Origin of the sequence: Nonlabens tegetincola, assembly GCF_002954355.1 — a bacterium.
Taxonomy (GTDB): Bacteria; Bacteroidota; Bacteroidia; order Flavobacteriales; family Flavobacteriaceae; genus Nonlabens; species Nonlabens tegetincola.
In genome coordinates, this window is the sequence record NZ_MQVV01000021.1 from 1 (window position 1) to 23,505 (window position 23,505).

At 37.3% G+C, this 23,505-nt stretch carries 16 protein-coding genes and 5 tRNA genes; all 21 read right to left on the bottom strand.

Annotation, left to right across the window (positions count from 1 at the left end; all coding sequences use genetic code 11):
- Positions 1 to 66: 66 nt before the first annotated feature.
- Positions 67 to 6,417, bottom strand: coding sequence for a beta strand repeat-containing protein (locus BST93_RS13870; protein ID WP_105019643.1), 6,351 nt, complete (start codon positions 6,415 to 6,417; stop codon positions 67 to 69).
- A gap of 480 nt (positions 6,418 to 6,897) precedes the next feature.
- Positions 6,898 to 7,209: a DUF3467 domain-containing protein gene (locus tag BST93_RS13875; protein WP_042279760.1), complete on the bottom strand. Its 312-nt coding sequence runs from the start codon at positions 7,207 to 7,209 to the stop codon at positions 6,898 to 6,900.
- 5 nt (positions 7,210 to 7,214) lie between these two features.
- Entirely contained in the window at positions 7,215 to 11,522 is a 4,308-nt protein-coding gene (gene rpoC / locus BST93_RS13880; protein WP_042279759.1) for a DNA-directed RNA polymerase subunit beta', read from the bottom strand.
- Between the two features lie 90 nt (positions 11,523 to 11,612).
- Positions 11,613 to 15,422 (bottom strand): DNA-directed RNA polymerase subunit beta, encoded by a 3,810-nt coding sequence (rpoB, locus tag BST93_RS13885; protein ID WP_105019644.1) that lies wholly within the window; start codon positions 15,420 to 15,422, stop codon positions 11,613 to 11,615.
- A gap of 125 nt (positions 15,423 to 15,547) precedes the next feature.
- Positions 15,548 to 15,925, bottom strand: coding sequence for a 50S ribosomal protein L7/L12 (gene rplL, locus BST93_RS13890; RefSeq protein ID WP_042279757.1), 378 nt, complete (start codon positions 15,923 to 15,925; stop codon positions 15,548 to 15,550).
- A 48-nt stretch (positions 15,926 to 15,973) separates the two neighbouring features.
- Positions 15,974 to 16,489 carry a 50S ribosomal protein L10 gene (rplJ, locus tag BST93_RS13895; RefSeq protein WP_042279754.1) on the bottom strand — a complete coding sequence of 172 codons (516 nt, stop codon included), beginning with the start codon at positions 16,487 to 16,489 and terminating at the stop codon, positions 15,974 to 15,976.
- A 12-nt stretch (positions 16,490 to 16,501) separates the two neighbouring features.
- Positions 16,502 to 17,200: a 50S ribosomal protein L1 gene (rplA, locus tag BST93_RS13900; protein WP_042279751.1), complete on the bottom strand. Its 699-nt coding sequence runs from the start codon at positions 17,198 to 17,200 to the stop codon at positions 16,502 to 16,504.
- An 11-nt stretch (positions 17,201 to 17,211) separates the two neighbouring features.
- On the bottom strand, positions 17,212 to 17,652 hold the full coding sequence (rplK, locus tag BST93_RS13905) for a 50S ribosomal protein L11 (RefSeq protein WP_042279749.1): 441 nt from the start codon (positions 17,650 to 17,652) through the stop codon (positions 17,212 to 17,214).
- 67 nt (positions 17,653 to 17,719) lie between these two features.
- A complete protein-coding gene (gene nusG / locus BST93_RS13910; RefSeq protein WP_105018150.1) occupies positions 17,720 to 18,274 on the bottom strand; it encodes a transcription termination/antitermination protein NusG in 555 nt (184 codons plus the stop codon).
- A 12-nt stretch (positions 18,275 to 18,286) separates the two neighbouring features.
- Complete coding sequence (gene secE / locus BST93_RS13915; protein WP_042279746.1) at positions 18,287 to 18,484, bottom strand: preprotein translocase subunit SecE; 198 nt, start codon at positions 18,482 to 18,484, stop codon at positions 18,287 to 18,289.
- 36 nt (positions 18,485 to 18,520) lie between these two features.
- Positions 18,521 to 18,593: transfer RNA gene (locus BST93_RS13920), tRNA-Trp, on the bottom strand.
- An 82-nt stretch (positions 18,594 to 18,675) separates the two neighbouring features.
- Positions 18,676 to 19,863 carry an elongation factor Tu gene (gene tuf, locus BST93_RS13925; RefSeq protein ID WP_042279745.1) on the bottom strand — a complete coding sequence of 396 codons (1,188 nt, stop codon included), beginning with the start codon at positions 19,861 to 19,863 and terminating at the stop codon, positions 18,676 to 18,678.
- A 107-nt stretch (positions 19,864 to 19,970) separates the two neighbouring features.
- Positions 19,971 to 20,042: transfer RNA gene (locus BST93_RS13930), tRNA-Thr, on the bottom strand.
- Between the two features lie 93 nt (positions 20,043 to 20,135).
- Positions 20,136 to 20,208 (bottom strand) — tRNA-Gly (locus tag BST93_RS13935).
- 42 nt (positions 20,209 to 20,250) lie between these two features.
- Positions 20,251 to 20,331, bottom strand: a tRNA-Tyr gene (locus tag BST93_RS13940).
- Between the two features lie 30 nt (positions 20,332 to 20,361).
- Positions 20,362 to 20,435: transfer RNA gene (locus BST93_RS13945), tRNA-Thr, on the bottom strand.
- 96 nt (positions 20,436 to 20,531) lie between these two features.
- Entirely contained in the window at positions 20,532 to 20,831 is a 300-nt protein-coding gene (hpf, locus tag BST93_RS13950; protein WP_042279744.1) for a ribosome hibernation-promoting factor, HPF/YfiA family, read from the bottom strand.
- Positions 20,832 to 20,852: 21 nt separating this feature from the next.
- Positions 20,853 to 21,734, bottom strand: a complete 882-nt coding sequence (locus tag BST93_RS13955) for a tyrosine-type recombinase/integrase (RefSeq protein ID WP_105018120.1) — start codon at positions 21,732 to 21,734, stop codon at positions 20,853 to 20,855.
- A gap of 67 nt (positions 21,735 to 21,801) precedes the next feature.
- Entirely contained in the window at positions 21,802 to 21,996 is a 195-nt protein-coding gene (rpsU, locus tag BST93_RS13960) for a 30S ribosomal protein S21 (protein ID WP_042279738.1), read from the bottom strand.
- 88 nt (positions 21,997 to 22,084) lie between these two features.
- Positions 22,085 to 23,254: an acyl-CoA dehydrogenase family protein gene (locus tag BST93_RS13965; RefSeq protein WP_105018119.1), complete on the bottom strand. Its 1,170-nt coding sequence runs from the start codon at positions 23,252 to 23,254 to the stop codon at positions 22,085 to 22,087.
- A 26-nt stretch (positions 23,255 to 23,280) separates the two neighbouring features.
- On the bottom strand, positions 23,281 to 23,505 hold a 225-nt coding region (locus tag BST93_RS13970), incomplete at its 5' end, for a helix-hairpin-helix domain-containing protein (RefSeq protein ID WP_146105038.1).

The following is a 23,505-nucleotide window of genomic DNA, read 5'->3' on the forward strand; positions in this document are numbered from 1 at the left end:
TCCCGTTTGCTCTAAATTGAGTTACTCCACCAGTAAGATTTGTTGCAATAATATTCGTAGGATTATTTATGAATAACCCACTAAATTCCTTAATCTATAGAATTCTCTAATTCTACCTGACCCGTCGCTGTCAACATCCTGAATAAATCCACTAATTCTATTAACAACAGTAAGATTAGTAGTTCCAGCATCTACCAATTGAACATTGAAGGTAACTGTTAAATCACCAGAGGATGCTGCAGAATAATTAATTACAGGCTGCCATGCATTTGCATCACCAGAAGCGTTATCAATAGAATTTAATGTTGCTCCAGTAGATCTTTGTGTAATTTCAACAATAGCATCAATTCCTGCGCGAACTCCAGAAAATCTGTATCTAGCTCCTACTTGACCTGCCGTACCTGAGATTAACGTACCTCCATTAAAATTGTAAGTTTGACCAGTACAAGTTGTAGAATTATCTGTGTAAAACTCAAAACCTTCTGTGATATCGGTAATTCCGTCATTATCATCATCTAAGTCATCTCTATCTACAACTCCATCACCATCTTCGTCATTTGGTAAACTGCGATCCCTGAAGTCTACATTACCTCCAGAATTTAAATCGCCATCGGTATCTGGTAAGTTAGCAGTATCATCTATATTACCATTAGGATCAGCATAGGTAGGTGTTTGATCAACTGCATCGTCCAAACCGTCATTATCGGAATCATTACCTGATAAAGTTAATCCAGCTTCAACAGTATCATTACCACCTTGATTGTCAGAATTTAGATCCAGATAATCAGGTAGGTCCACCGTATCTGTATTTACTGGCAATAATCCAAGCTCATCGTTATTTTGATTATAAGCAGTAGGTAAACCATTTGCTGTAACATCTGGAATTCCATCTCCATCTGCGTCGTTTACTAACGGATCAATATAACCTAAAGTAGTTTGAGCCTCATTATTATCAGGAATACCATCACCATCAGAATCTAAATCTAAATGATTAGGTATACCGTCACCATCCTGATCTGAAGGATTAGTAAATGGGTTATTATCACCGTCCAAATTAGCATCTTCATTAATATCTAGTATACCATCATTGTCGTCATCGATATCTACGGTATCAGGAACCCCATCACCATCTGTATCATCTTGATCAAGATAATTTGGAACTCCATCTAAATCTTCGTCATCATTTGTAGGGTCATTATCATTATTGGTATCCTCTCCAGTTCCAGATGTCAAAAGCGAATCGTTATCGTCATCGGTATCTCTATAATCTGGTTGATCAGTACCATCTGTATTATTTAATTCATTACCAGGATCATTTGTTACAGGAGTACCGTTAGGATCTCCATATCCCGTTGTGTCACCGTCAAACGCATCGTCGAGTCCATCATTATCAATATCATTTCCACTAGGAGTAGTATCAGGATTACCATCGTTATTAAAATCAGAACCTTCCGTAGCATCTGGGACATTATCATTGTCACTATCTAAATCAACATAATCAGGATTTGGATCTCCATCTGTATTTTCTGGCGTAAGCCCTTCTCCACTTCCTGGAGTAGTTTCATAAGCATCATCTAAACCATTCCCATCACTATCTATACCAGATGGTTGTATGTAGCCAGCAGTATCTTGAGCTTCTACATTATCCGTGATACCATCATTATCACTATCCTGATCCAATAAATCTTGTATACCGTCATTATCAAAATCACATGAAGAAAAGCGAATATTCCCAATACTAAATCCTGGCTCGGAACCTGGGTTGATCACAGAATCATCAGTAACATCAAAAACAATAGTGATAGTATCCACTGGTGCAGAAAATGATATATTTACATTTCCTGCTCCTGATGCAGCACCAGTTGGGGCAACTGGATCAACACCTAGAACAGAATTACCTATAACCTCTTGAGTTCCTGCTGGAACTATATTTGGTAAAACCTGAGACGCTCCATTAAAACCAGTTATAGTGTATCTTTCTTTTCGTCTTATTGAACCTAACTCTCCGTCTACATCCAATAAAGTAAACGCTACATTGTTAAAGGACTCACTATTAAAATCGATCGTATAAGTTACCGTACCTGTTGCTCCTAATGTTTGTAGGTCGAAACCTGAAATAAGAGTTTGCGGTACAGATGGTTGTCCACCTTGATAAAAAGCACCTGAAATAGGCAGATTAGGCGAATTAAGTAATGCATTGTTGGGGTCAACTACAGTTATATTAACATCTCTAGAATCAACTGAATAAGAGTTACTAAGTGTGCCGGCAGCCCAAGTATTTACGCTCCAGTCCAATGTTGACTCATCCTTACATTCAACCACGTCCAAAATACCATCATTATCATCATCAATATCTACAACATTCGGCACTCCATCGCCATCAGTATCTGGACGGTCATCAACATCATCACATGCATCTATGATCCCATCACCATCTGTATCAGGTCCTATCTCGGTATAATCTAGTAAAGTATTCGAATTAGAATCAGCTGGTTGTGCATAACTTGCTGCAAGAACAGCACCATTTGAAGAATTCGTTGGTGGGATACCTGAACCATAGGCACCACCATCTCCTCCATCAGCAGAACTATTGTTGTAAGCCTCGTTAGCATCGGAACATCCATCATTATCAGAGTCAGTATCTTGAAAATCAAAATTATCTATACCATCAGAGTTAACTAATTCATAGTTAACAATCCCATTATCAACATCGCCAGGATCTTGAACACTATTAGGAACACCATCATCACCAACAGGACCAGTTAATCGACCGTCAATATTGACTTCATTATGACCAGCTTCGACTGCGTCATAAATACCATCATTATCTGCATCAACATCTAAACTATCTATTATCCCGTCACCATCTGAATCTGGACAAGTTGAACCTCCATTAAGAATAAACACTTTTCCATCGCCTCCATCTCCATCTGCTCCTGGAGAAACATTAATAGACTTTATTACAGAACCTGCGGGCGCAAGCTGTGATAATGGATAAACTGCAATATTAATTGGCTGACCAACCGAAGTGTTAATACCTGTATTTATATAATCGGTAAGTACTACATTTAGTTGACCAAAACTATTTCCTTGTGCATCAAACGCTTCAATTTCAAAAGTGTTATTCCCATCTCTTTCAGAAACTAATAAGAAAGATTCTCCTGAAACAGAAATTGGAACATTGTAACTGAGTGTATAGAAATCAGTATCTAAAACAGCTCCAGAAAGTCCTTGGAAATAATTAAAATTTCTTGATTGAAAGGCTGGTAAAATAATTTGTTCCCAGTTAGGATTTGAAATATTATCTCCTGTAGGACCTGTACCTTGGCCACTTGTACCATTAAGAACTTCATACACAACATTATCACTTGTAGAGTTGAAATTCTCTGTATATAAATCAGGAACAATAAAATCATTATAAGTAATCCCATCTAATGTAACAGATTGCAAATTTGCATTATTATTCCCACCAGAACCAGAAAAGGAGAAAGTGGTATTTGTACTTGTATAAGGGCCAGTAGCCGTTGGTTCAACATAACATTCATCGGAATCTAAAATTCCATCATTATCATCATCTAAATCTACTTCATCAAAAATTCCATCGTTATCGGAATCAACACTAGCAGTTGCATCACGGTAATTCACATCACCACCACCATTAACATCACCATCATTATCAGGTAATGATGATGGATTATTTACATTACCATTAGGATCTTGATAACCAGAAGTAGCATCAATACTATCATCTAATCCATCAAAATCTGTATCGTTTCCGGATAGAGCAAAGTTATTTTCAGTTGTATCGTTAATTGAATCATTATCAGAATCCAAATCCTTATAATCAGGTACCCCATCAAAATCTGTATCCACCGGTAACACAGCAAAACCATTTGAACAGGTAGCAGAAGTGAAACTATAGCTAACTCCGCCTATTCTAAACCCACCTGAGTTCAATTCGAAAAATACAGATGACGTTGAACTTGTAGTAATAACATTAAATTGAACATAGGAATCAGCAGCTCCACCCGTATTGTAATTAGAGATCACCTGTGAACCAAGAGTGATATTCATACTATCACCTGCACCAATATCATTTGCGATTGAAAAAGTAATTGTAGTCCCTACTGGTAGTCCTCTATCAAATTCTAAAGTTAATGGACCTTGAGTTTCTCCTGCAGAACCAGTATTTCTAAGACGAACTCCATTAAGATTGGTAGCAGCAACACCATTAGCTTCGGGTGTCCCTAATGCTGGAGTAATATCCTGGTTACCTCCATAGGTAAATCCTGAAACAGCATTACCACTAGCACTAGTAGTGGACGAACCGTTACAATCAGGATCATAAGTATCCACCAAACCATCACCGTCAGTATCTGTTAAACTACCTTGAGCTATATACCCTAAAGTACCTTGAGCTTCAACATTATCAGGGACACCATCTCCATCAGCATCTAAATCAAACTGGTCTATAATTCCATCACCGTCAGTATCATATAAATCACTTACACCATCATTATTGTTATCAACAAAGTTTGAACTGGAAGGACCATCCGTTCCTGGACCATTAGATGGATCAAAATAATTTAACAATCCATCACCATCGTCATCTCCAAGAGGATCGTTAGCATTAACATTTTCTAGTTCCACTATATCTGGAATCCCATCATTGTCATCATCAATATCAACAAGATCATGAACCCCATCACCATCTTGATCACATGACGGAACCACTAATTGCACCACAGAGGATTCTACCTCAGAACCATAAAACCAAGTGTTTATAACCCTGATATTTCCATAATCATCACACAATAGCGTCGGAGTATTAGTACCTTCACCAGCGCCAGCAGTTGCAGGTACCGTATTACCCGGATTTGAACCATTCCATGCGTGTCCTGGCCCCACATTACCATTTAATAAATTAGTATTTACAAATGAGCCTGTAGTTGTATTTGCAGTATTTTGAGTTGAGGCGTCAACACAAGTTCCAAAGGCTGTTAATTGTGAATCGTCCCAGAAAAGTTTTTGACTTGCTAGAGTAGGAGTCACAGACTCCATGGTTAAACCATTTAAATTGAATTCCGCATCATACATAGGAACATTGGTCCTACCTCTAAATGACACTAACTTTAAGCTTATACTTACACCTGCTTCGGCTATATCACCAAACCCATCTAACCCGTCCCAAAAAAGCAAGTTATCACCTACTGGCTGTTCAAATGCTTCAATAACTACATCTCGAGTATTTGCATCAAAAACCCCATTACCGTCAAAATCTACTAAAAGAGCAACATCTGCAGGCGCATCCAAAGTATAAGGGATGTAATAGTTACCAGGACAACCAAAAATCTCACCAGTTAATATCGGATCTGCTTGTGGAGCAGGTACAAATACAGATTGATCTGGGACGGTTAAAAAAACGGGATACCCATTGTCTAAATTAGGAGAAGTATTGGAAGGTCTATTTACAGATCTTCGTGTTAAAAGAAAATCATTTGCTGGATTATCATCATCATCAACAACACCAAATCTATTCATAGACAACTCATAGGCTAATGGCCTAAATCCAGGTAAAAAATCCACTTTAACGATTACCTGATCATCAGTATACGCGTAAAATTCACCCTCAACAGATGCATCTAGTGTAGGATTAGGTACATTTGGAGTACCTATATCACCATCAGCATCCTGATTTTGATAACCAATTAACGACCATTTATCAGACCATATTCTTCCTGGAATTGCAGAGGCTGTAGACCCCACAGTAAAATCAAAATATGGAAAAAAGAAAATAGCCGGATCTCCATTTCCAAAAGTAAATGGAGTGGCACCACCATCGGTACTTATATAAAATTCAATATAATAATTTCCAGCAGTTGTAGGGTTAAATACATAAGGATTGTAACCATTTGTAACTCCACCTACACCGTTAGGCCCGTTAAAAGCCTCTGTGTAATTTGATACAAATCCTGCATCTCCCGCGATTGGGTTTGCTCCTGCACCATCATCAAATCTACCTGACAATGTTCCTACCTGCACACCAGCGGGATTTACCCCTTCAACCAACGTACCACTCTGGTCGTAAATACGATAATAAGTAAAAGCTCCCAGCTCTGGATGATTAGAAGCATCTAGCCTCTGCCTTGAAAACACCCCAAAATAAAGGTTTTCAGTAGCAGCATTTGCGATAGTAAAACGTAACCTACTAGAATTAGGAGCATTAACATACGGACCAAATTGACCTCTTGTTATGTAGAGAGCTGTACCATTTGCTGGCTCCACTCCTGTCGCAGAAGGCATCAACTGCTTGGTTCCATCAGCAAAAACTGAACTAGGATTAAGAATGAATAATAATAGCAACACATAGATAATGTTACCATTGAATTTTAGGTTAGAGGGAAAATTAAAACTCATTGTAAATGAAATAATTATCAAAAAAACAGAATAGCTTGTTCTATTCTAAGCTGCAAAAATACTTGTAACAACATCCCAATGAAGAAAAACCCAGTATTTATAGTGCTCTTTCGACAAAATTCCAATTAAAGTCGTTAAAAACACTTATGAAAAAAGTTCCATTAAAAAAAACTCTGAAATACAGAAGATTAAACAAAAACTAAATTTGACATCTTTAGGATCTAGTATGTACGAAGAAAAATACTCGGTGGTTTTTAAAAAATCTAAATTTTTTAAATCTCATTTTAAGAACATCTCCTGAAAGAAAAATTTTGACTAATAATGTCTAGTGTCTTTAGTATGAAATCTCTTTAAACGCTTTTAGAATAAGTGGATTTTCGACAATTCATAATCAAAAACTATTCTGTAAATAAAAAAATAAAGCCTAACTATAAAAGTTAGGCTTTAATGATAACTACGCTTTCGCGAAAGCGGAATATATTAAGCTTGTCCAGTTGGACCAAAATTTAAGGGAATAGGAGGCTGCTCATAATCCTTAATTTCACCATGCGCATTTTCAAATTTTCTAATATTATCCATAAGTGCTTGAGCTAAACGTTTAGCATGTTGTGGAGTAAGAACTATTCTTGACTTCACCTTAGACTTTGGATTACCAGGCATGATATTAACAAAATCAACAACAAATTCAGAATGTGAATGATTTATGATAGCTAAATTACTATACTGACCTTCAGCAATCTTTTCATCAATTTCTATGTTGATCTTATTCTCTTGATTAGGATTATTTGCCATTCCTATTAATTATAATTTACCTCTTGTTCTGGTTTATTAAGCATAAGCTTCTCGAACTCCTCTTTTGAGCCTACAATAATGTCATCATAATTTCTCATACCTGTTCCTGCTGGAATTCTATGACCTACAATAACATTTTCCTTAAGACCTTCAAGAGTATCAACCTTACCATTTACAGCTGCCTCATTAAGTACTTTAGTAGTTTCCTGGAACGACGCGGCACTAATAAATGATTTAGTTTGAAGAGATGCACGAGTAATACCTTGTAATATAGGCTCTGCCGTTGCAGGCATTACCTCTCTTGCTACTACTAGATTCTTATCCTCTCTTCTTAAAATAGAGTTTTCATCTCGTAAATCACGTGGAGAAACGATTTGACCTTCTTTAAGATTCTCTGAGTCACCAGCATCTTCAACCACTTTCATTCCATAAAGTCGGTCGTTCTCTTGAATGAAGTCTTCTTTATGAACCAATTGATTCTCTAGGAAAATACCATCACCTGGATCTACGATACGAACTTTTCTCATCATTTGTCTTACAACAACCTCAAAGTGTTTATCATTGATTTTTACACCTTGTAATCGATAAACCTCTTGAACCTCGTTAACTAAATACTGCTGTACAGCACTTGGTCCTTTAATTGCTAGAATATCTTTAGGCGTTATAGAACCATCTGATAAAGGCATACCAGCTCTTACATAATCATTTTCTTGGACTAGAATCTGATTAGATAATTTTACTAAATATTTCTTTACTTCATCTGTTTTTGAAGTAACGATAATTTCACGGTTACCACGCTTAATTTTACCAAAAGAAACAACACCATCAATCTCACTTACAACAGCTGGATTTGAAGGATTACGAGCTTCAAAAAGTTCAGTCACACGAGGAAGACCTCCGGTAATATCACCTGCTTTGGCACTCTTACGAGGGATCTTAACAAGAATTTTTCCTTCTTTAATCTTCTCACCATCATTAATCATTAAGTGTGCACCTACTGGTAAATTATAAGAAATTTGAGTTTCTCCTTTACCATCAACGATGTGCAGTGTAGGAATTAACTTCTTATCTCTAGATTCAGAAATAACCTTTTCTTCGTAACCAGTTTGTTCATCAGTTTCAACTTGGAAAGTTGTCCCTTGAATGATATTTTCAAACTTGATTTCTCCAGAGAACTCTGAAATAATTACTCCATTAAAAGGATCCCATTTAGCAATTACTTCGCCTTTCTTAATTTTTGCTCCAGGTTTTTTGAATAACTCTGCACCATAAGGAATGTTATTGGTATTAAGTAATAAACCAGTGTCCTTGTGCATCAACTTAGCCTCAGATGTTCTAGAGATTACAATATCTACTGCATTCCCTTCGCTATCTTCACCCTTAACCGTTTTAAGATCTTCAATTTCAAGAACTCCTTCATTTTTAGCGATTACAGAATTCTCCTCACTAACGTTACCTGCAACACCACCTACGTGGAATGTACGTAAGGTAAGCTGTGTTCCTGGTTCACCAATAGATTGTGCTGCGATAACTCCAACAGCCTCACCTCTCATAACAAGACGGTTAGTAGCTAGGTTACGACCATAACATTTTGTACAAACTCCTTTTTTAGCTTCACAAGTTAATGGCGAACGCACTTCCACAGACTCGATTACTGTTTCATCAATTGCATCAGCGATTTTTTCAGTAATCAATTCACCTGCTGCCACCATAACATTTTGTGTAGCTGGATCAACTACATCGTGTAAAGCAACACGTCCTAGGATACGAGCTCCTAGTTTCTCCATTACTTCTTCATTCTTTTTAAGAGCAGTAACTTCAATACCTCTTAATGTTCCACAGTCTTCTGTATTAACAATAACATCTTGCGCAACATCATGTAAACGACGTGTTAAATAACCAGCATCGGCAGTTTTAAGTGCCGTATCTGCAAGACCTTTACGAGCACCGTGAGTAGAAATGAAGTACTCAAGAATTGATAATCCTTCTTTAAAGTTTGAAAGAATTGGATTTTCAATAATTTCTCCACCACCTGAGTTCGACTTTTTAGGTTTTGCCATAAGACCACGCATACCAGTAAGCTGTCTAATCTGCTCTTTTGATCCACGAGCACCAGAATCCAACATCATATACACCGAGTTAAATCCTTGCTGGTCTTCTCTAATATTCTTCATACCTAGTTCAGTAAGCTGAGCATTAGTAGCAGTCCAAACATCAATCACCTGATTGTAACGTTCATTCTGAGTAATAAGACCCATTCCATAGTTACCACGTATCGCGTCAACTTTGGCATTAGCCTCGTCTATCATGGCTTGCTTTTCTTCTGGAATCATGATATCTCCTAGTGAGAATGACAATCCACCGCGGAATGCAAATCCATAACCTAAATCTTTAATCTCATCAAGGAAGGCAGCTGTTCTAGGAACATCTGTCACCTTAAGAATATCACCGATAATATCACGTAAAGCTTTTTTAGTCAAAACTTCATTTATATAACCAGCCTCATTAGGTACTTTCTCGTTAAATAACACACGTCCTGCAGTAGTTTCTATCAACTCTGATTTGTATGATCCATCTTCTTGTAAAAGTGGTATTCTACATTTTACTGGTGCGTTAATATCAACACGTTTTTCATTAAATGCGATTACCAATTCTTCTGGACCGTAGAACGTTAAACCTTCACCTTTAACAATGTGATTAGGTTCTGACCTACGTAACTTAGTCATGTAATATAAACCTAATACCATGTCCTGAGAAGGAACGGCAATAGGACTACCATTTGCAGGATTCAAGATGTTATGAGAAGCTAACATTAAAAGTTGAGCCTCTAAAATCGCCTCTGGTCCTAGTGGTAAGTGTACCGCCATTTGATCACCATCAAAATCGGCGTTAAATGCAGTACATACTAACGGGTGTAATTGAATTGCTTTACCTTCTATTAACTTAGGCTGAAATGCTTGAATACCTAGACGGTGAAGTGTAGGAGCACGGTTTAATAATACTGGATGCCCTTTAAGAACATTCTCAAGTATATCCCAAACAACAGGCTCTTTTTTATCAATTATTTTCTTAGCAGATTTTACTGTTTTTACAATACCTCTTTCAATCAACTTACGAATAATGAAAGGCTTGTAAAGCTCTGCAGCCATATCTTTAGGGAGACCACATTCATAAAGTTTCAATTCTGGTCCTACAACAATTACAGAACGAGCAGAATAGTCAACACGTTTTCCAAGTAAGTTTTGACGGAAACGTCCTTGCTTACCTTTAAGGGAATCTGATAAAGATTTTAATGGTCTGTTAGAATCTGTCTTAACAGCACTAGATTTTCTAGTGTTATCTAAAAGAGAATCCACAGACTCCTGTAGCATACGCTTTTCATTACGTAATATCACCTCTGGAGCTTTGATTTCCATCAATCGCTTCAAACGGTTGTTACGTATGATTACACGACGATAAAGATCATTTAAGTCTGATGTTGCAAAACGACCACCATCAAGAGGTACAAGCGGACGTAATTCTGGTGGAATCACAGGAATCACTTTCATGATCATCCATTCTGGCTTGTTTTCTCTGTGCAAGTTAGACTCCTTAAAAGCCTCAACTACCTGAAGTCTCTTGAGAGCTTCAGTTTTTCTTTGTTTAGAAGTCTCATTATTTGCTTTGTGACGTAAGTCATAAGACAACGCATCTAGATCGATTCTGTTTAATAATTCAATTAAACACTCTGCACCCATTTTTGCGATAAATTTATTAGGGTCAGAATCTTCTAGATATAAATTTTCTTGAGGAAGACTATCTAAAATATCTAAATATTCTTCTTCAGTAAGAAATTCCATTTTTTGAACTGGCTCACCTTCGGCATTTTTTGCAATACCTGGCTGTATTACTACGTAACGTTCGTAGTAAATAATCATATCCAGTTTCTTTGATGGTAATCCTAATAGGTATCCAATTTTATTAGGTAAACTACGGAAATACCATATGTGTGCTACAGGCACAACTAGGTTAATGTGACCTATACGATCACGACGTACTTTTTTCTCTGTTACCTCTACTCCACATCGATCACAAACGATACCTTTATAACGTATACGTTTGTATTTTCCACAGGCACATTCATAATCCTTTACAGGACCAAAAATACGCTCACAGAAAAGTCCATCGCGCTCAGGCTTGTGAGTACGATAGTTAATCGTTTCTGGCTTTAGTACTTCTCCTTTAGATTCCGCAAGAATAGATTCTGGAGATGCAAGACCGATTGAAATTTTTGAAAATTTCTTCTGAGTTTGGGTTTCTTTATTTCTAGCCATAATTATGGTACTATTTTAATTAGTGTAAGAGAGGTTGATGGTAATTACGCTTTCGCGAAAGCGAAACTACCACCTACTCTCAAAGATAAATTAATCCTCGAGTCTAAGGTCTAAACCTAGTCCTTTAAGCTCGTGCATCAATACATTAAATGATTCCGGAAGACCTGGTTCTGGCATAGGCTCTCCTTTAACGATCGCCTCATAAGTCTTAGCTCTTCCTATTACATCATCTGATTTTACAGTAAGAATCTCACGCAGTGTACTAGAAGCTCCATAAGCCTCAAGTGCCCAAACCTCCATCTCACCAAAACGCTGACCTCCAAATTGTGCTTTACCACCTAATGGTTGTTGAGTAATAAGTGAGTATGGTCCGATAGAACGCGCGTGCATCTTATCATCTACCATGTGACCTAATTTAAGCATGTAAATGACACCTACTGTTGCAGGTTGGTCAAATCGCTCTCCTGTACCTCCATCAAATAAATAGGTGTGACCGAATCGTGGTATTCCAGCGTTATCAGTCAATTCATTTATTTGATCCAATGTAGCACCATCAAAAATAGGTGTAGCAAATTTCTTACCTAATTTTTGTCCAGCCCAACCTAATACAGTTTCATAAATCTGACCGATATTCATACGTGATGGTACACCTAGTGGATTAAGAACGATATCTACTGGTGTTCCGTCTTCTAGGAACGGCATATCTTCTTCACGTACTATACGCGCTACGATACCTTTGTTACCGTGACGACCTGCCATTTTATCACCTACTTTAAGTTTACGCTTTTTAGCTATGTAAACTTTAGCAAGTTTGATAATTCCTGCTGGTAATTCATCTCCTACAGAAATTGTAAACTTCTCACGGCGCAATGCACCTTGAAGATCGTTCTCTTTAATCTTATAGTTATGTAGTAAGTCTGCAACGGTTTCATTAATCTCGTCACTTGTTGTCCAAGTACCAGAAATTAAGTGAGTGTAATCATCTACAGAGTTCAACATCTTAAGTGTATACTTTTTACCTTTAGGAAGTACTTCCTCACCTAAATCATTGTATACACCTTGTGATGTTTTACCACTAACGATTTCAAAAAGTTTTTCAACCAAACGATCACGTAAACCGTCAAATTTTGCCTGATAACTTTGCTCTAATCGTGCAATATCCTCTTTATCCTGTGCTCTTTTTCTTTTATCCTTTACTGCTCTAGAGAATAATTTCTTATCTATAACAACACCGCGCAATGAAGGTGAAGCTTTAAGAGATGCATCTTTAACATCACCTGCTTTATCACCAAAAATAGCACGTAGTAATTTTTCTTCTGGAGTAGGATCAGATTCTCCTTTTGGAGTAATCTTACCGATAAGAATATCACCTGGTTTTACCTCGGCTCCAATTCTTATCATTCCATTTTCATCTAAGTTTGAAGTTGCTTCTTCACTTACGTTAGGAATATCGGCTGTTAATTCTTCATTACCTAATTTAGTATCTCTAACTTCAAGAGAATACTCATCAACGTGAATAGAAGTAAACAAATCTTCTCTTACAACTCTTTCTGAGATTACAATCGCATCCTCAAAATTGTATCCTTTCCAAGGCATGAAGGCAACCTTCATATTACGACCTAGAGCTAACTCACCTTTTTCAGTTGCGTATCCTTGACAAAGTACTTGACCTTTTTCAACTCTATCGCCTTTTTGGACAATTGGTTTTAAAGTTATAGAAGTACCTTGGTTTGTCTTACGGAACTTTATAAGGTTGTAAGATGTATCTTCTGGGTCAAAAGAAATCATTCTTTCACGCTCGGTTCTATCGTAACGAATTACAATTTTTTGAGCATCAACATATACAACTTCTCCATCACCTTCGGCATTGATTAAAACTCGTGAATCAGACGCAACTTGTCTTTCAAGTCCTGTTCCAACAATAGGAGAATCAACTCGTAATAATGGAACTGCCTGGCGCATCATGTTTGATCCCATCAATGCACGGTTTGCATCATCATGTTCCAAGAATGGAATTAATGAAGCTGATATCGATGCGATTTGGTTAGGCGCGACATCGGCATATTGCACCTGATCTGGCTCAACCACTGGGAAATCACCTTCTAAACGGGCAATTACTTTGTCAGATTCAATCTTACCATTTTCAAGTGGCAAGTTTGCCTGAGCAATGTGCATTCCTTCTTCTTCTTCGGCACTTAAATAAATAGGCTCTTCTGATGTATTAATAACACCGTTCTCAACTTTTCTATATGGTGTCTCAATGAATCCCATGTTGTTCACCTTAGCAAAAACAGCTAAAGATGAGATAAGACCAATATTCGGTCCTTCAGGAGTTTCAATAGGACATAATCTACCGTAGTGTGTGTAGTGTACATCACGAACCTCAAATCCTGCACGTTCACGAGATAAACCACCTGGACCTAATGCTGACAGACGTCTTTTATGCGTAATCTCTGCTAATGGATTCGTTTGATCCATAAACTGAGATAGCTGATTAGTTCCAAAGAACGAATTAATTACAGATGAAAGCGTCTTGGCATTAATAAGATCAATAGGTGTAAAAACCTCGTTATCCCTTACATTCATGCGCTCACGAATTGTTCTTGCCATACGAGCAAGACCAACACCAAACTGAGATGATAATTGCTCACCTACTGTACGTACACGACGGTTTGATAAGTGATCGATATCATCGATTTCTGCTTTTGAATTAATTAATTCAATTAAGTATTTAATTATAGTAATGATATCTTCCTTTGTAAGAACCTGCTTACTCATGTCAATATCAAGACCTAATTTTTTATTCATACGATAACGCCCTACATCACCTAAGTTATATCTCTGATCAGAGAAGAATAACTTATCGATGATACCACGAGCAGTTTCCTCATCTGGCGGCTCAGCGTTACGTAATTGTCTATAAATATGCTCTACCGCTTCTTTTTCTGAATTGGTAGGGTCTTTTTGTAAAGTATTGTGAATGATAGCATAATCTGCAGACATCATATCTTCCTTATGTAAAAGTATAGTCTTTGCCTGAGAATCGATTATTTCATCGATATGCTCTTTTTCTAGGACAGTATCACGATCTAATACGATTTCATTACGCTCGATCGATACAACTTCTCCTGTATCCTCGTCTACAAAATCTTCATGCCATGTTCTAAGAACACGAGCTGCTAATTTGCGACCTAGATATTTTTTTAATCCTGTTTTACTAGCTTTTACCTCTTCTGCAAGATCAAAGATTCCGAGAATATCTTTATCTCTTTCATAACCAATTGCGCGGAAAAGAGTTGTTACAGGTAATTTCTTTTTACGATCGATATAAGCATACATTACACTGTTAATATCTGTCGCAAATTCAATCCATGATCCTTTAAATGGAATTACACGTGCTGAATATAATTTAGTACCATTTGCGTGAAATGACTGTCCAAAGAACACACCAGGAGAACGGTGTAACTGGGAAACAACAACACGCTCAGCTCCGTTGATAACGAAAGTACCAGATGGAGTCATGTATGGGATTGTACCTAAATAAACATCTTGAACAATAGTTTCAAAATCCTCGTGTTCTGGATCGGTACAATATAATTTTAATCTTGATTTAAGTGGAACACTGTAAGTAAGCCCACGTTCAATACACTCTTGGATAGAGTAACGTGGTGGATCCACAAAGTAATCTAGAAACTCGAGAACAAATTGATTGCGAGTATCTGTGATTGGAAAATTTTCCATGAAGGTATTATAAAGACCTTCATTTTCTCTCTTGTCAGATTTAGTTTCTAACTGAAAGAAATCCTGAAACGATTTGATTTGGATATCGAGCAGATCAGGATATTCTGCTTTGTTCTTTACCGTTGAAAAGTTAATTCTCTCTGTGTTTGTTGCTAGCATCAATGCACGGTATTAAATGGTTAAAAATAGCGTTGTTGATGACGTCTCATCATTATACGCAAAATGGTCTAGACCTGTGAGCCTTGCTCAACAGGTCTAAACCTTTATATATAGGTAATGTTAAATTACTTTAACTCAACCTCAGCACCAGCTTCTTCTAGCTGAGCTTTAAGAGCTTCTGCCTCATCTTTAGCTACACCTTCTTTAATAGGAGATGGAGCGTTGTCAACAAGACCTTTCGCATCCTTAAGACCTGCACCAGTTAATTCTTTAACTAACTTCACTACAGCTAATTTAGAGGCACCAGCTGCTTTAAGGATTACGTCAAATTCAGTTTGCTCTTCAGCAGCGTCTCCACCACCTGCAGCAGCACCACCTGCAACAGCTACAGCTGCAGCAGCAGGCTCAATACCATACTCGTCTTTAAGTATGTCTGCTAATTCATTTACTTCTTTAACAGTTAAGTTAACTAACTGTTCTGCGAATTCTTTTAAATCTGCCATTTCTATCGTTTTAAAATTTATATAAAATAATTGCGTACTAATTGTTTACTATCTTTCTGATAGTGTTTTAAGGATTCCTGCAAGTTTACCACCACCCGATTGAAGAGCAGAGACAACATTCTTAGCAGGGCTTTGTAGAAGACCAATGATTTCTCCAATCATTTCTTCTTTAGACTTGATTTCACTTAATGAATCTAACTTATCATCACCTACGTAAATTGCTTCCTCGATATAAGCACCTTTTAATAAAGGCTTATCCGATTTCTTACGAAAGTTCTTAATAACTTTAGCTGGAGCATTAGCTACTTCAGACAACATTATAGAAGTGTTACCTTTAAGAAGTTCTGGCAATTCACCAAAATCCTTATCAGAAGCTTCCATTGCTTTTGCAAGTAGTGTATTTTTAACTACCGCAATACTTACGTTAGCTTTAAAACATGCTCTTCTTAAATTAGATGTATCAGAAGCATTAAGTCCAGATATATCTGCAAGGTAAATAGTAGAGTTTTCTCCTAACGTTGCAGTCAAGTCCTGTATAACAGTTGCTTTTTGTTCTCTTGTCATGATCTAGATCTTTTAATCGTCTGCAAAACGTTTAGCATCTACATTTACACCAGGACCCATTGTACTAGACAAGTGGATACTTTTGATATAAACTCCTTTAGCTGCTGTCGGTTTTAACTTAACTAATGTATTAATTAACTCTCTTGCGTTACCTGCAATTTTTTCAGCATCAAAAGATACTTTTCCTATTGCAGCGTGAACAATCCCGTTCTTTTCAACCTTGAAATCGATTTTACCGGATTTAACGTCAGACACAGCCTTAGCCACATCCATAGTAACTGTACCAGTTTTAGGGTTAGGCATAAGACCGCGTGGTCCTAATACACGACCTAAAGGTCCTAACTTACCCATAACACTAGGCATAGTGATAATTACGTCAACATCAGTCCAACCACCCTTGATTTTATCAAGATACTCATCAAGACCAACAAAGTCTGCTCCAGCACCTTTTGCCTCTTCTTCCTTATCTGGAGTAACAAGAGCAAGTACTTTCACATCTTTACCAGTACCATGTGGTAAGGTTACGACACCACGAACCATTTGATTCGCTTTTCTAGGATCTACGTTAAGACGAACAGCTAAGTCAACTGACTCATCAAATTTTGCCGAACTAGTGTCTTTAACGATTTTTGAAGCGTCTGCTAGTGAGTAAGACTGTGCCTTATCGAATTTAGCGTTTGCTGCCTTTTGATTTTTCGTCAATTTTGCCATAATAACTAAATTTAAGCAGGTGCCTCACCACCTTTAACATTAACACCCATTGATCTCGCAGTTCCTGCGACCATTCTCATTGCGCTTTCGATTGTAAAAGCATTTAAGTCTGGCATCTTGTCTTCAGCTATTGCTCTAACTTGATCCCAAGTAATAGTACCTACCTTTTTACGATTAGGTTCACCACTACCACCTTTTAACTTTGCTGCTTCTAAAATTTGTACTGCTGCTGGTGGAGTTTTAATTACAAAATCAAAGGACTTGTCACTATAAACAGTTATAGCAACAGGCAACACTTTACCTGCCTTATCCTGAGTTCTAGCGTTAAACTGCTTACAGAACTCCATAATGTTCACTCCAGCCGCACCAAGAGCAGGTCCTACAGGAGGAGATGGATTTGCAGCACCACCTCTAACCTGCAACTTTACAATCTTAGATACTTCTTTTGCCATTTTTAAATTGTTTCAAATTTTGATAACCGTAAGTGGAAGCCTAACTAGTTATCTGAATAGGTAACATTTATATTTTTTCGACTTGCATATAGCTTAATTCCAATGGTGTTTTTCTCCCGAAAATCTTAACCATTACTTCTAGCTTACGCTTCTCTTCATTAACTTTTTCTATATTCCCATTAAATCCATTAAAAGGACCATCAACAACTTTGACAGTTTCCCCAACTTTGTAAGGAATAGACACATTATCGGTTTGCTCTGCAAGTTCATCAACTTTACCAAGCATTCTATTAACTTCTGACTTTCTTAATGGTACAGGATCTCCACCTTTAACCTCTCCAAGAAACCCAATCACACCATTAACAGATTTAATAACATGTGGAACTTCACCTTCTAACCTAGCTTGTATCATTATATGCCCAGGAAAAAAGACACGTTCTTTATTAATTTTTTTACCGTTCCTAATTTGAACAACCTTTTCAGTAGGAACCAGAATCTGCTTTAAATAATCTGACAACCCATGATGAGCTATCTCGGATTCTATGTAGTCTTTAATTTTATTTTCTTGACCACTCACCGATCTTACCACATACCATTTCATTACATCCTTTTCTTCACTCATCTCTATGTATGATTATCCGTTAATGACCCATTCAAAATATCTATCGATTACACCATTAAAGACATAATCAATACCTGCCACAACTAAAGCAAAAACCACTGAAAACACAGCTACAGTTACCATAGATTTTTGTGCCTCAGCCCAAGTAGGCCAAGAAACATTTTCTGATAACTCATTAAACGAATTTTTTACATAAGATACTAATCCCATAAGTATGCTATTTTAATAAGCCTTTCAGCTTTTGTGCGCAGGTTGAGAGGCTCGAACTCCCGACACCTGGTTTTGGAGACCAGTGCTCTACCAACTGAGCTAAACCTGCATAGTTAAAGGTCGCCCTTTAACAAGTGAAAAGTATCCTTTCTTTATTCAAGAAAGGATACTTATAATATTAATACTTGAAATTAATCAAGGATCTCAGTTACCTGACCAGCACCAACTGTTCTACCACCTTCACGGATAGCAAAACGTAAACCTACGTTAAGTGCAATTGGCTGAATAAGTTCAACCTCAATAGTTAAGTTATCTCCAGGCATAACCATTTCAACACCGCTTGGTAATTTGATATTACCAGTTACATCAGTTGTACGAACGTAGAACTGTGGACGGTAGTTATTATGGAATGGAGTGTGACGTCCACCTTCTTCTTTCTTAAGGATATAAACCTCAGCCTTAAAGTGTTTGTGTGGAGTTACTGAACCAGGAGCAGTAATTACCATACCACGAGAGATTTGATTTTTATCAATACCACGTAATAAGATACCTGCATTATCTCCAGCCTCACCTCTATCAAGGATCTGACGGAACATTTCAATACCAGTAATAGTAGAAGTCAATTTCTCAGCTCCCATACCGATAATCTCAACAGGATCTCCAGTATTTGCAACACCAGTCTCGATACGACCAGTAGCAACAGTACCACGTCCAGTAATAGAGAATACATCCTCGATAGGCATCAAGAATGGCTTATCCATATCACGTACTGGCTCTTCGATCCATGCATCAACTTGGTTCATTAATTCAAGAACAGTATCAACCCACTTTTGCTCACCGTTAAGTGCACCCAAAGCAGACCCCATAACTACTGGTCCATTATCACCATCATACTCATAGAAACTTAGTAACTCACGTACTTCCATCTCAACAAGCTCTAATAATTCCTCATCATCAACCATGTCAACCTTGTTAAGGAAAACAACAATACGAGGAATACCTACCTGACGACCTAATAGGATGTGCTCACGAGTTTGTGGCATAGGACCATCAGTCGCAGCAACCACTAAAATAGCACCATCCATTTGCGCAGCACCAGTAACCATGTTCTTTACATAGTCGGCGTGACCTGGACAGTCAACGTGTGCATAGTGACGGTTTTGAGTTTGGTACTCTACGTGCGAAGAGTTAATTGTAATACCACGCTCTTTTTCTTCAGGAGCATTATCGATCTGGTCAAAGCTTCTTGCTTCAGAATAACCAGCATCAGCAAGCACCTTTGTGATAGCAGCAGTAAGAGTAGTCTTACCGTGGTCTACGTGACCAATTGTACCTACATTAAGGTGCGGTTTGGAACGATCGTACGTTTCTTTAGCCATAATTATAGTCTTAGTTTATATTAGTGTTTCAATTTAAAAACCATTTAATTTACAAAATGGCTTATACCACAAATGGCCCCTAATTGAGACCTTTTTCATCTTAATTGAGCCAATGACGAGATTTGAACTCGTGACCTCTTCCTTACCAAGGAAACGCTCTACCCCTGAGCTACACCGGCTTTTATTATGCTTTCGCGAAAGCGTAATAGCCAAAGGCATATTTTAAGCATCACATCTCGTTAATGCTACATCACACCAAGGTGCAATAATTGAGCGGGAGACCGGGTTCGAACCGGCGACATTCAGCTTGGAAGGCTGACGCTCTACCAACTGAGCTACTCCCGCTTAAAGAAATTACTTTAACATAATTTCATAATAATGTGTTTGTGGGGAGAGCAGGATTCGAACCTGCGAAGGTTGCCCAACGGAGTTACAGTCCGTCCTCGTTGACCGCTTGAGTATCTCCCCAATGCTTACACATTTATTTCAAAAAACTTGAGCCGATAGAGGGACTCGAACCCACGACCTGCTGATTACAAATCAGCTGCTCTAGCCAGCTGAGCTATATCGGCTTTAAACTCTTTTTGTCTTCACAAAAACAGCCCGTTGTTTTAACGGACTGCAAATGTAAACCTATTTTTTAATTCACAAAAAAAAATTAAAAAAAATTAATGAGAAATTAATTTTTCCTTGCGGCGCTTGAGCTGACGCTCCAATGCAGCAGCACATTCGTCAATACATTGCTCAAAAGTTTTACATGTTTTTGTAGCAACCATATCGTCTCCTGGCACGAATAACCTTACCTCAGTAATCTTATTTTCCTTATTACTAGTCTTTTGAACTTTCAAATAAACATCGGCGCTTATAATTTTATTATAATACTGCTCTAATTTATCTAACCTTTTTTGAATGAACTCAATTAACTTGATGTCCGCATCAAAATTTACTGATTGCACGTTTACTTTCATAATCTTACGTTTTTGAGGTTACTATTTCTTTGAGCGCGGATGAGCATTTTTATAAACTCCTTTTAAACTAGCCATACTAGTATGTGTATAAATTTGTGTTGACGACAAACTAGAATGACCTAAAAGCTCTTTAACCGCATTTAAATCTGCTCCTTCATCTAGTAAATGAGTTGCAAAAGTGTGCCTCAATACATGAGGACTTACTTTTATCTTACTAGACACCTTACTAAAATACGATTTTATAATTCTATAAACAAGAGACGGGTATATTTTATCACCTTTAACTGTAATCAATAATGTGTCCACATCTCGTTTATCCATAAACACCCGCAACCTTAAATAATTGTCCAACAACCAATACAAACGATCGGTTACCGGCAGGATGCGTTGCTTATTTCTTTTTCCTACAACGCGTATTGTTCTAGCAGATTGCTCAAAGGAGCTGATTTTAAGACTAATTAACTCTTCTCGGCGAATTCCTGTTAAATAAAGTAACTCAATAATTAATCTATCCCTACAATTTTCAAAATCTTCTATATCGATTTTTTCATTAAGCACCTTCAACACTTCTTCTTTGGAAAATGGCAAGGTCAATCTTTTAGAAGTCTTTATACTTTTATGATGCAATAGTGGGTTTTCCTTGATTACATCAATTCTCTTTAAAAATTGAAAGTATGTTTTAAGCGCAGTTATTTTTCTATTTACAGATTGAGCTAGCAGTCCCTCTTCTAACAAGAATGCGATATAAGATCTTATCACCTGATAATTAACCTCATTTAAATTTACACCTTCAAATTCACAAAACTGTTTAAACTGGTACAAATCTCTATCATACGCCTTTAAAGTATGGGCTGAGTATCCCTTTTCAACTGATAAGTATTCTATGAAATTTTCAATAAACATAAAAAAACCGCTAGAAAGTAAATTTAAACATTTCTTTCTAGCGGTTAAACTTTAAACTAAAGAGTTCTTAGATATTCTCTTGATCTCTTAAGTGCTGAATGTATTCAGCTTTAATCTTTTGTGCTCTTTTTGCTACAGACGGCTTTGTAAACTGTTGTCTTCTTCTTAGTTCACGCATCTTCCCTGTACGATCAAATTTTCTTTTGAAACGTTTTAGAGCTCTATCGATATTTTCTCCTTCTTTAACTGGTATTATTAACATAGTGGCATCACCTCCTTTCTTTAGCGAGTGCAAAAATACATTTATTTTTTAATTCTAGTAATAAAAGATGTATTTCCTGGCAAATAAATTATTTAGCAGCAGGTTTGTAGTCTTTACCGTCAAGTTCCATTTTTGCTATTATCTCACGCATAATTTCACTCGTACCACCACCAATAGGCCCTAAGCGACTATCTCTCCACATACGTGCAAGAGGATATTCTTCTATATATCCATAGCCACCTAAATATTGTAAGCATTGATAGATTACCTCATCTGCTATTTTAGTAGATACTAACTTTGACATACTTGCCTCTTTAACAGGATAAAGCCCTTTATCTAGCTCCTCGGCAATGTTATAATTGAAACATTTTGCCATTTCAACCTCACTTAGCATATCGGACATTTTATGGCGTAATGCCTGAAATTTGTCCAATGACTTTCCAAACGCCTGTCTATCTCTCATATATTGAGCGGTGTATTCCAGCGCGTATTCTGCTCTAGCATGAGCATTGATACCCATTATTAATCTCTCAAGAGCAAAGTGCTGCATTATGTACGCAAATCCTTTACCTTCTTCACCCATCAGGTTTTCAACTGGTACACGCACGTTATCAAAACCTATCTCACCAGTATCACTTGCTCTCCATCCCAATTTATTTAGTTTAGTAGCGCTTATACCAGGCGTCTCACGATCCATTACGAATATGCTAATACCTCTTCCTTTTGCGTCAGGATCAGTTTTTGCAGCAACAACCAGATAGTCTGAATAGACTCCATTTGTTATGAAAGTTTTTGATCCATTAATTATATAATGATCTCCTTCCTTTACAGCGGTAGTTCTCATACCAGCCACATCACTTCCTCCAAATGGTTCTGTTATACCCAAACACCCTATTTTTTCACCTGTTAAAGTAGGAACAAGATATTCTTCCTTAATTCTCTCATCACCTTCCTTAAGCAAATGCTGTGCACCTAGAAATGCTTGTACCCACATCGCTGCCGCAAACCCACCTGAGTTAATACGCTGCATTTCTTCTAAAAAAATAACAGTATAGAAAAAGTCAAGATCAAGACCTCCATATTTTTCAGGATAATAAAGACCAAAGTAGCCCATCTCTCCCATTTTTTGGAAAATCTCTCTATCAATTTGACCGGTTTCCTCCCATCGTTCAATATGAGGAAGGGCTTCTTTTTGAAGAAAATCTCTAAAACTCTGTCTGAATGCGTTGTGTTCTTCGGTAAAGTATTTTGAGTACATATAAAATTATCGTATAATATTTCTAGTTAGTCGAGCGTCAAATATAACTGAATTAGGGCCAATTTCTCTTCAGGGAAACGGGAAGTTAACAGTACTTTATCCCAGCTCTTAAATCCATCTCGTAATGTGCGTTGCTCTATTAAAGCATCAACCAAGTAGTCGTTAAAATATGGAATGCTTAACAATTCTTCTCTTGTGGCGGTATTCAATGCTATTTTAATATGAGAAGCGTTGTTTGTCAAATAGAATTT

Excerpts from the sequence above, each read along its gene's own strand:
- BST93_RS13870 (WP_105019643.1), bottom strand. The coding sequence starts at position 6,417 with ATGAGTTTTAATTTTCCCTCTAACCTAAAATTCAATGGTAACATTATC.
- BST93_RS13875 (WP_042279760.1), bottom strand. The coding sequence starts at position 7,209 with ATGGCAAATAATCCTAATCAAGAGAATAAGATCAACATAGAAATTGAT.
- rpoC (WP_042279759.1), bottom strand. The coding sequence starts at position 11,522 with ATGGCTAGAAATAAAGAAACCCAAACTCAGAAGAAATTTTCAAAAATT.
- rpoB (WP_105019644.1), bottom strand. The coding sequence starts at position 15,422 with ATGCTAGCAACAAACACAGAGAGAATTAACTTTTCAACGGTAAAGAAC.
- rplL (WP_042279757.1), bottom strand. The coding sequence starts at position 15,925 with ATGGCAGATTTAAAAGAATTCGCAGAACAGTTAGTTAACTTAACTGTT.
- rplJ (WP_042279754.1), bottom strand. The coding sequence starts at position 16,489 with ATGACAAGAGAACAAAAAGCAACTGTTATACAGGACTTGACTGCAACG.
- rplA (WP_042279751.1), bottom strand. The coding sequence starts at position 17,200 with ATGGCAAAATTGACGAAAAATCAAAAGGCAGCAAACGCTAAATTCGAT.
- rplK (WP_042279749.1), bottom strand. The coding sequence starts at position 17,652 with ATGGCAAAAGAAGTATCTAAGATTGTAAAGTTGCAGGTTAGAGGTGGT.
- nusG (WP_105018150.1), bottom strand. The coding sequence starts at position 18,274 with ATGAGTGAAGAAAAGGATGTAATGAAATGGTATGTGGTAAGATCGGTG.
- secE (WP_042279746.1), bottom strand. The coding sequence starts at position 18,484 with ATGGGATTAGTATCTTATGTAAAAAATTCGTTTAATGAGTTATCAGAA.
- tuf (WP_042279745.1), bottom strand. The coding sequence starts at position 19,863 with ATGGCTAAAGAAACGTACGATCGTTCCAAACCGCACCTTAATGTAGGT.
- hpf (WP_042279744.1), bottom strand. The coding sequence starts at position 20,831 with ATGAAAGTAAACGTGCAATCAGTAAATTTTGATGCGGACATCAAGTTA.
- BST93_RS13955 (WP_105018120.1), bottom strand. The coding sequence starts at position 21,734 with ATGTTTATTGAAAATTTCATAGAATACTTATCAGTTGAAAAGGGATAC.
- rpsU (WP_042279738.1), bottom strand. The coding sequence starts at position 21,996 with ATGTTAATAATACCAGTTAAAGAAGGAGAAAATATCGATAGAGCTCTA.
- BST93_RS13965 (WP_105018119.1), bottom strand. The coding sequence starts at position 23,254 with ATGTACTCAAAATACTTTACCGAAGAACACAACGCATTCAGACAGAGT.